This window comes from Streptomyces sp. NPDC048415 (assembly GCF_040651675.1).
In the GTDB taxonomy this organism is placed as follows: Bacteria; Actinomycetota; Actinomycetes; order Streptomycetales; family Streptomycetaceae; genus Streptomyces.
Window position 1 is genome coordinate 20,990 of record NZ_JBEZKJ010000096.1, and the last position, 8,873, is coordinate 29,862.

The window sequence follows — 8,873 nt, forward strand, 5'->3', positions numbered from 1 at the left end:
GAGCGGTGGCCCTCCCCCACCGTCGGCGCGCCGGCCATTGGATGACGCGGGGGGCCGCACCGGATGTGAGGGGTGAGGTCATGGTCGTCGGGCTCCTGTGCCCGTGCCGTGGAGGTGGTGGTCTTGTCCCGCTTTACAGGTCGAGGACCGCGCGGAGTGCGTTGTCGACGAGCGCCTGCTGCTCCGGGCCGATGTTGCCGTGCGGCGTAGCCGTGGCGAAGCGGGACGTGGCGAGCTGGAGGAGGTTGACGGCGACGACTGACGCGTCCAGGGGGGAGGTCAGGCGCACGCTCATCGCCGTGTCGGGGTGCACGGCCGGGGCGTGCAGGACCAGGGCGAGTACGGCACCGTAGGCGTCGGCGAGCCCGTCGAGGCTGACGACGAGCACCGTGCGGGTGCCCTTGCCGGTGTCGACGTCCCACACATCGCCCTTGCGTATCGTCACAGGGCGTCGCCCTCGCCGTCGAGGTCGAGGGGCTCGACGGCGGCGAGCTGCCGGGCGGCGTCGATCGTCATCTGGCGGCGCACCGCCCTCACGATGTATTCGTTCAGCGAGGGGGCGCCGGCTGCGGCGTCGCGCAGCGGCTTGTCCATGGTGTCGGGTATCCGCACAGTGATGGCACTCATGCCACCAAATGTAGTGGCATGGATGCCGCCATCACAGGCTTTTCCCGTATCTGAAGTCTGTCCTCACACCGTCGCTGTGCGCATCGGCCGGGCCGCTGTCGAGCACGGCAGGCCGGGAGCAGCGGCCCTTCGGTCGTGAGGAAGCCGACCGTGCACGGCTACTCGCCGGACGAGATAGCCGACCTGCTGAAGGTCAAGGCCGACGCTGTGGAGGATGCCCGCTACCTCGTCCGCGTCCGCAGAGGTCCCACCCAGGCGGAGCGCGACCAGCTGCACGCGCCGCCCGATATCCGGGCCGAGCGGGCGCGCATGAACAAGACGAGGACGGCGGCCCGGTGAGCGCACCAACCCACCGACGGCCGGCGTAGGCACATGGGTACGCCGATCCGGGCGCGCAGGAACCTGGGCCTCTGCGACGCCGCGGATGACCGGGACCGGTGACAGCGGCATCAAACGCCCCCGCGGCTGGATGCGGGGTGGCTGCGGCCGCCGCCGCCCTGGTTACCGCCTTGCCGGTCGGGCGTCAAGTGACGAACAGCCGGGACTGGGGCCTACGGCGCGCGCCGGAGACCGTGGTGATCGACCGTCGGCTGCGTCCCCGGAACGGTCGTTGATCGCACTGGAGGCCCGGATGTTGTGCTGGATTGGGGAGGTGGCGACCCGTCGCCCCCGGCTCGTCCTGTTCGGTGCGCTCGTCTTCCTCGTGCTGTGCGGGGTGCTCGGCGCGGGGGCCAGTGGTCGGCTGAAGACGCAGGGCTACGACGATCCCCGTTCCGACTCCAGCTTCGCGGCCCACGTGGCCGCCGAGCGCCTCGGGGCGTCCCCGAATCTGGTGGTCGTCGGGCAGGCGCGGGAGGGGGTTGTCGACGACGCCGCGGTCAGGGGCGCGGGCGAGGATTTGACCCGTCGTCTGGCGGCGCAGCCGCATGTGAGCGCCGTGACGTCGTACTGGTCGGGCCATGCGACCGAGCTGCGCAGCCAAGACGGCCGTACGGCCATGCTGCTGGCGCACGTGGACGGCGACGGCGAGCAGCTCGGGGAGCGGGTCAAGCAGCTTCGTGCGGCACTGACCGCTGACGGGACGTCAGCTCCCGGTACGTCGGCGGGCGGTACGTCAGCTCCCGGGACGTCGGCCGGCGGGACGCTGGCTGGCGGATCGTCCGCCCGGTCGGCAGCCGAAGGGGAGACGGCCCTGACGGTGCACGTGGGCGGGCCCGCTCTCGCCGACGCCGAGATCCAGGACCTTGCGGCGTGGGACCTCAAGCGGGCCGAGGCCGTGGTCCTGCCTGGAACGCTGATCCTGCTGGTCCTGGTGTTCGGCAGTGTGGTGGCCGCGCTGCTGCCCCTGCTGATCGGAGTCCTGGCCATCGCCGGGACACTGCTGGTGCTGAGCGTCCTCGGCAATGTCACCGATGTGTCGGTGTTCGCGCTGAACCTGACCACCGCGCTCGGCCTGGGTCTGGGCATCGACTACGGGCTGCTGATCGTCTCCCGCTTCCGTGAGGAGATCGCCGGCGGCCACAGCCCGCGCGCGGCCGCGGCACGCACCGTGCGCACCGCGGGCCACACGATCCTCTTCAGCGCCGCGACGGTGGGCGCCGCGCTGGCGACACTGCTGGTGTTCCCGCCCTACTTCCTGCGGTCCTTCGCGTATGCGGGCATCGCCGTGGTGGCGATCGCGGCGGTGAGCGCCCTGACGGTCCTGCCGGCGCTGCTCGCACTGCTCGGCAAGCGGGTCAACGCCTGGCTGGTGCCCTGGCGGCGCAGAGCCCTGGCGGGCTCCGCGTCACGCTGGTGGGAGGCGCTGGCACGACAGGTCGTACGCCGCCCCCTGCTCGCCGCGCTCCCGGTGATCGGCTTGCTGGCGGTGCTCGCCGGGCCGTTCGCGCACGCCTCGTTCGCCGCCCCCGACGACCGGGCACTGCCGGTGAGCGCGTCCAGCCGGCAGGCGGGGGACCTGGTGCGCGGTGAGTTCGGCGCGCGGGGCGCCGGCACGCTGACCGTGTTCACCACGAGTACGGCCCCCCAGGTCGCCCGCGACTACGCCCCCCGTCTGTCCGCTCTGCCCGACGTCGCCCAAGTCGTAGGGCCGTCCGGTGTCTACCAGCACGGCCAGCAGGTGCCTGCCACCGGCACCGGCAGCGGCACCGGCTTCGAGGGAGCGGGCGCCCGGCCTGCCGGCGACGGTCCGGCCTTCTTGGTGGTGGTGCCCTCGGTCGATGCCCCATCGGCCGCTGCGCAGCGGCTCGTGCACGCGATACGCGCGCTTCCCACGCCCGCGGACACCGACATCCACGTCGGCGGACCGAGCGCGGTCCTCGTCGACGCCAAGGACACGATCTCCGGCCGGCTTCCACTGGCGCTGACCCTGATCACCCTCACCACCTTCGTGCTGCTGTTCGGCTTCACACGCAGCGTGATCCTGCCGCTGAAAGTGATCGCGCTGAACGCCCTGAGCCTTGCCGCGGTGCTCGGCGCCATGGTGTGGGTCTTCCAAAGCGGCCATCTGCGGACTCTGCTCGGCTTCACACCCGGACCACTGTCCACGACCATGCCGGTGCTGCTGTTCTGCATCGTCTTCGGGCTCTCGGTCGACTACGAGGTATTCGTCCTCGCACGGATCAAGGAGGCCCACGACGCCGGGCAGGACACCGCCGGCTCGATCATCACGGGCATCGCCCGTACCGGCGGCATCGTCACCATCGCCGGCGCCCTCCTCGCCTTCACCCTCCTCAGCTTCGCCACCTCCCAGGTCGGTCTCCTGCAGTTCTTCGGAATCGGCGCCGGTCTCGGCGTGCTCCTCGACGCCACCCTCGTGCGCGGCGTCCTCGTGCCCGCGCTCATGCGCCTGGCGGGCAGCTGGAACTGGTGGGCCCCGCGCGTCCTGCGACGCGATCCGCCCGCCAGAGGCGACCCGCCGGCGCCGCCGCCTCCCCCTCCCCCCGCGCCGCCCGGTGCAGCACCTCCAGCACCACCCGGTGCGCGCCCTGCCCTTCCCGCCCCTCCCCCCGTACACCCCGTACACGCAGAAGAAGGCCCCTCATGACCGACATCGCCACGGACATCGCCATCGTCGGACTCGGCTGCCGCTTCCCCCGGCGCCGACGACCTCCAGGCCTAGTGGAAGTTCCTCAAGAGCGGACAGCGGCAGTTCTCCGCCATCCCGGCGGACCGCTGGAACCACGACACCTTCCACGAACCCGGCAGCCGACGCGGCGGCGATGCCGCCTACACCGACCAGGTCGCTTTCCTGGACGCGTGGACCGTTTCGGCGCGCTGCACTACGGTCTGCCGCCCGCTCGCGTCGAATCCATGGACCCCCAGCACCGGCTCATGCTCGACGTCACCCGCGAGGCCCTGGACGAAGCGGGGTGGGGCCGCGGCGGCTTCGACCGCGATGTCGAGCTGTGGTCGGGCACGCTGTCCAAGGCGCTGGCGAGCTGCGGCGGTTACGTCGCCGCCGGCCGCACGGTCGTCGACTACCTCCGCTACACCGTGCCGGCCTTCGTCTACAGCGCCGGCATGACCCCCGCCAACACCGCCGCGTCCCTGGCCGCCCTGCGCGTGCTGCAAGCCGAGCCGGACCGCGTCAGGCGCCTTCGGGAAAACTCGGCACTCTTCGTCCAACTGGCGCGCCGGGCAGGCATCAACACCGGCCACAGCCACGACACACCGGTCATCCCGTGCATCATCGGGGAGTCACACAAGACGCTGCAGGTCGCCGAGGCCCTCTTCCGGCAGGGCGTCAGCGTCAACCCCATCCTCTACCCGGCGGTGCCCGAGGAGCAGGCCCGGCTGCGTTTCTTCCTTACCCGCGACCACACCCCCGACCAGATCCACTACACCGTGCGGGCACTGACCCACGCGCTGCGGCGCACGGGCACCGCCGCCGCCTGAGTCCCCTCCGGCAGTTCACACCCCTTTGCGCCTTCGCACCTTGGGGCCATCGCACCGGGCCGGTCCACCGATGGGCCACAGCAGCCCTATCGTGGCCCGGCGCGCCGCCCATGACGGCTGCCAGGTCCAGCCGTACGCGGCACACTGGACACGTACGTCCATCGTGCAAGCCGGGTGATGGGGCTCACCGCGGCACGCGCCGCTGACCGTCCCTGGTTGTGTGCACCCGCCCGGGAGGCATCATGCGCGCGTCCGCAGCCGAGCACCCGCCGCCGTCCGTCGCAGCCGCATCCTTGGGGCCACTGCACCGGGGGCCCGCGCCCCCGCGCTGGTGGCCCCGGCAGCGCCGGGAGCGGCCGGCGGCCCGCCAGGCACAGTTCGAAGCCCAGGGGATCGTGGACGACGCTGCGGCGACCCAGCCGGTCGACGAGCGTGTGGTGGCCGCGGGCGGGGAGGCGGAGTCGTCCGGTTTCATGACGAGACCGTCCGGTTCCGTGACGAGACCGGCGGGGAGCAGATCTTGGTCTGCCACAAGCTGACTGTGCGGCTGCGCCACCTGCCCGCCGACGACGGCCTCGACGAATTCACGCCGCGCGCCGGACGGTTCCTCGCCCACCGCCAGTGGATGCCGTACCAGGCGGTGAACCTGGCCTGCGCCACCCGCGCGGACGCGCGCGTCGAGGCGGCCGGGCAGCGGTTGAGCGGCCCGCGAGAGCCGGCCGAGAAGCTGCGGGACCTGCGCGGCGAAGGCAGGGTCCGGGCGGAACATGACCGGGGCGCGGGGGCGGCGCCGTGAGCCGTCCCCGGATCGCGTCTTCATCCCCTGAGCGTGGTGACGGTCGGGCGGCCCGGTCCGTGCCGGAGGGAGCCTCTGCGTGCATGCCGTGATGGACTGGCTCACCGGGTTGTCCGGCCCCGCGGTCTACGCCGTGGTCGTGGCCCTGGTGTTCGGCGAGGACGCGCTGTTCCTCGGGTTCGTCCTGCCGGGCGAGACCGCGGTGGTGGTGGGCGGCGTCCTGGCCCGGCAGGGCACGGTCGACGTGGGGTGGCTGGCGGCGGCGGTCGTGCTCGCCGCAGTCGTCGGGGACGGCGTCGGGTACTGGATCGGGCGACGGCTGGGACCACGCCTCCTGGACAGCCGCCCGCTGCGGCGCCGCGCCGCACGGGTCGACAGAGCCCGCGACCTGATGCGCCGCCGCGGCCCGGCGGCGGTCTTCCTCGGTCGTTTCGTCGCCTTCCTCCGGTCATTCATACCGGCTCTGGCGGGTGCCTCGCGCATGCCGTACCGGCGATTCTTCCTCTTCAACGCGCTCGGCGGCCTGGTCTGGGGCATTGGAAACATCGTTCTCGGTTACGCCGCCGGAGCCGCCTATGAACACGCCGTGAGCCTGTTCGGCCAGGTCATCGCCCTGCTGCTGGCCGGGCTCGTCGTCGTCCTCCTCGTTGTTTGGCGGATCCGCCGTCGTCGCCGTGTCGACACCCCTCGCCGTCCCCCGGTCTCCGACCCCTCCGACCTCCCGTGAGGAGGAGGACTCCGTACCCATGCGGTGATCACGGTCCGGTTCTGCTGTCTGTGCTCCTTCGCACCACCCTGATCCCGGCCCATCAGGCGGGGAGCGGGCTTGTTGAGCGTCACTGTTCGGGAGCGACTTCTACAGCGCCGTAGATCGTGATGCGTGGGCCGGTGCGGCCGGTGCGGAACAGGGTGGTTCGGCGGACGGGATCGTCCCCGGTCCCGTCGTCGGAGCGCCTCGTCGCGCCGCGCTCCTGAACACGGCTCGCGTCCGCTCCCACGGCCGCGCTCGGCCCCTGGTGGAACGGTGGAGAGACCACGTAGCCCGTTACCCCTTGTAGGCACCGTCGAGTTGACTCCCGCCGCGCATGCCGTGCTGGTGCTGGTGCTGGTCGCCAATATGTGCTGCAGCAATGCGTCACGTACGTCGTCGGTGCGGCGCTCATGCTCGCCGTCGCGGGCACGCTCACCGCCGGTGGCCGGACCGTCGCCGCGTCGGCACGGACGCCGCCGACGCCCACCTGCGCGTCCGGCCCCTGGCGACGCTGCCGATCGGTGCGATCCCCGGTGTCGTCCCGGGCGCCGTCGTCTCGAGCCGGTCACCGGCTCCGCGGTGCGCTGGCCCCCATGGTGCTGCTGACCGGATCCGGGCTGTCCATGCCGAAGGCGTCATCCAGCGTCGTTCTGCCCGCCTGCCTCGGTGTGGCGGCGCTGGGCGCCATCGCCACCGCGCGCAGCCGGCACTCCAGACCGACGGCTGCCGATGCGGTCGACGAGCCGCGGTGTGGACACGCCGCCGTGTGACCCGGCCGTCAACGCGCGGCCGAACCGCGAGCACGGGCGACTCGGCCGTGTCCCGCCGAAATGCCCACGGCGACTTCGGTTCCACCGCGAAAGCTGATTCGGCCGGCGTCGCGCACGGACCGGAACAAGCGTCCCCCGCAACGTCGCCGCGACCCAGCAGACCCCTGACCCGGTGCGGCTCGACGGACCGGGGCTAGATTCTGGTCTGCGCGGTTGTGCGCAAGGTGGGTCGTGGGGGGAATGGGGAATGGGTCGCGGGGGGAATGGGGATTGGGTGGGGGAATTGTCTGGAGGGGCCTGGCACCGACGCAGTCGTACAGGAGGCCACCGCATCCGTCGCAGCAGTGACGCTGGGCCACCGTGCACCCGGTGCGAGGGCGGACGAGGGCATGTGCGTGCAGTCCTCCTACGACTCGTGGTGTTTATCGGGCGCACCCTGCGGGGCGAGTGGCACGGCATCGTCGTCGGTCCGGTACGGCAGCTCCTGCGTCGGGGGCTGCCCGGACTGTCGTTGGCGTTCGTGGCCACCTTCGGCGTCACCTTCTTCCACGCGCTGGCACAGCAGCCGACGGGCGCGGTGGTGGTCCGGCTCGCCGGTGGCGTGAGGGCCGACCTGCCGCTGTGGCTGGCCTTGCTGCGCACACCGGTGTCGCTGTACGTCCCTGCCCTCGACCTGCCGGTGTGGGCAGGCATCACACAGCTGTTCCTCGCGTTCGCGCTGGCCGAACTCGCCCTCGGCCGGGCCAGAACACTGGCCATCGCCTACGCGACCACGCTGGCCGGCACGCTCACCGTCCGGGTGATGCTCGCGCTCGGACCGGGCTGGTGGGGGCTGGGCCTGCCACCCGCGATCGGGAAGGTGCTCGACACCGGCCCGTCCGCCGCCGTCGTGGGCCTGTTCACGTACCTCGCGGTCATCCGACGCGCCCCCGTCGTCTTCACCCTGACCGGCGGGTCGATGGTGTGGGAGTCGATCATCCAGCCCAATCTGGCCGGCCGCGAGCACCTGATCGCGGTGAGCGCCGCGATCATCCTGGGCATGCTCCACGGACGCGCACTGAGGTGGCTGCCCCACCGGGCCCTCCTGTCACGCTGGGGAAGTTCACCGTTGCGTCAGGCAAGCCGAGGGCCGTCGACGGCCTGTCCGCATCCGACCGCGCACCTCGCGCGTGCCGGCAAACTGCCGGTGCGGCGGCCATCCGCGACAACCCGACACGGCGAACCCGGCCAAGCCGCGCCCGCGGGACCCACCAGGCCCTGCCCGCCGACACCCGCGACAAGCAGCCCGTCTCCGTCCGGTTCTTCACACGAGGCGCTCCACCACAAGCCCGTCAAGGGCTGAGGGGGTACGGGGCGCACTCTCCGGCGTCCCCACCAGGTGCGGCCCACCTACGCGGTGAAGACCACTCGACGACCACTCGCGCGTAGGCGGACGACAATCGGTCGAACTCCACGACCATCACCACGACAAAGCCCAAGCGCTGGCTGGTCTGGCTGTGCCGACTCACGTTGATGGTGCCGTCCGGGACCGGCTGTCGACATGAACGACGTACACCGACCGTCCGTAGGGGGTCCTGCGTGCAGTAGGTCGCAGCGATGATGTGGAGATGCGAGGCGGCTCACCCACACGGCTCGGATCCCACCGAAGCCGAAGCCCTACTTCAACCTTCCCCTCAGCCCCTCGCTGACGCGCCTCACGCTGCTTCTCCCGCATCAGGCCCCCACGGGGCTTCCCGCATGGTCAAGTACGGCCGCAGAGCAGCCTCTTTGCGAGGACGCACGCGGCGCTCCAGGCACCCACCGCCCCGGCGCCGCCCGCACAAAAGACCGCGCTGATGGCCGTGGACGGCCGGGGGTGGCCGAAGGGGCAGCACGGACGGGGTGGCCCGCCTGGTCCGGGCCGAGCGAGGGGCAGCGCGGACGGTCAGGCCAGCCGCCTAGGGCGTGTGTCGAAAGTGGATCTTGAGGTGGGATGATCTTGCGTTGTGGCACGTGGAGATCTGACGGATGCGCAGTGGGCCCGCCTGGAGCC

Annotated in this window: 9 protein-coding genes; 7 read left to right on the forward strand and 2 right to left on the reverse strand. The window is 71.8% G+C overall.

The features are described from left to right. Positions 1-133: 133 nt before the first annotated feature. Positions 134-445, reverse strand: coding sequence for a hypothetical protein (locus tag AB0D27_RS37690; RefSeq protein WP_362517912.1), 312 nt, complete (start codon positions 443-445; stop codon positions 134-136). Beyond that, a complete protein-coding gene (locus tag AB0D27_RS37695; RefSeq protein ID WP_362517915.1) occupies positions 442-627 on the reverse strand; it encodes a hypothetical protein in 186 nt (61 codons plus the stop codon). The genes AB0D27_RS37690 and AB0D27_RS37695 overlap by 4 nt, the downstream gene beginning before the upstream one ends. Before the next feature lie 135 nt (positions 628-762). Here AB0D27_RS37695 and AB0D27_RS37700 point away from each other — a divergent pair, with 135 nt between their 5' ends. The 7 genes from AB0D27_RS37700 (at position 763) to AB0D27_RS37730 (ending at position 8,183) form a co-directional block, all read left to right on the forward strand. Then, entirely contained in the window at positions 763-966 is a 204-nt protein-coding gene (locus tag AB0D27_RS37700; protein ID WP_362517918.1) for a hypothetical protein, read from the forward strand. Between the two features lie 313 nt (positions 967-1,279). Continuing rightward, positions 1,280-3,673, forward strand: a complete 2,394-nt coding sequence (locus tag AB0D27_RS37705) for an MMPL family transporter (protein ID WP_362517921.1) — start codon at positions 1,280-1,282, stop codon at positions 3,671-3,673. Continuing rightward, a complete protein-coding gene (locus AB0D27_RS37710) occupies positions 3,670-4,524 on the forward strand; it encodes an aminotransferase class I/II-fold pyridoxal phosphate-dependent enzyme (RefSeq protein WP_362517925.1) in 855 nt (284 codons plus the stop codon). Before AB0D27_RS37705 ends, AB0D27_RS37710 begins: the two co-directional genes overlap by 4 nt. Positions 4,525-5,044: 520 nt before the next feature. Then, positions 5,045-5,320, forward strand: a complete 276-nt coding sequence (locus AB0D27_RS37715) for a hypothetical protein (protein ID WP_362517928.1) — start codon at positions 5,045-5,047, stop codon at positions 5,318-5,320. Positions 5,321-5,399: 79 nt separating this feature from the next. After that, complete coding sequence (locus AB0D27_RS37720; protein WP_362517930.1) at positions 5,400-6,047, forward strand: DedA family protein; 648 nt, start codon at positions 5,400-5,402, stop codon at positions 6,045-6,047. A 392-nt stretch (positions 6,048-6,439) separates the two neighbouring features. After that, complete coding sequence (locus tag AB0D27_RS37725; protein ID WP_362517933.1) at positions 6,440-6,841, forward strand: hypothetical protein; 402 nt, start codon at positions 6,440-6,442, stop codon at positions 6,839-6,841. A 415-nt stretch (positions 6,842-7,256) separates the two neighbouring features. Next, positions 7,257-8,183 carry a hypothetical protein gene (locus AB0D27_RS37730; protein WP_362517936.1) on the forward strand — a complete coding sequence of 309 codons (927 nt, stop codon included), beginning with the start codon at positions 7,257-7,259 and terminating at the stop codon, positions 8,181-8,183. The last annotated feature ends 690 nt before the right edge of the window (positions 8,184-8,873 follow it).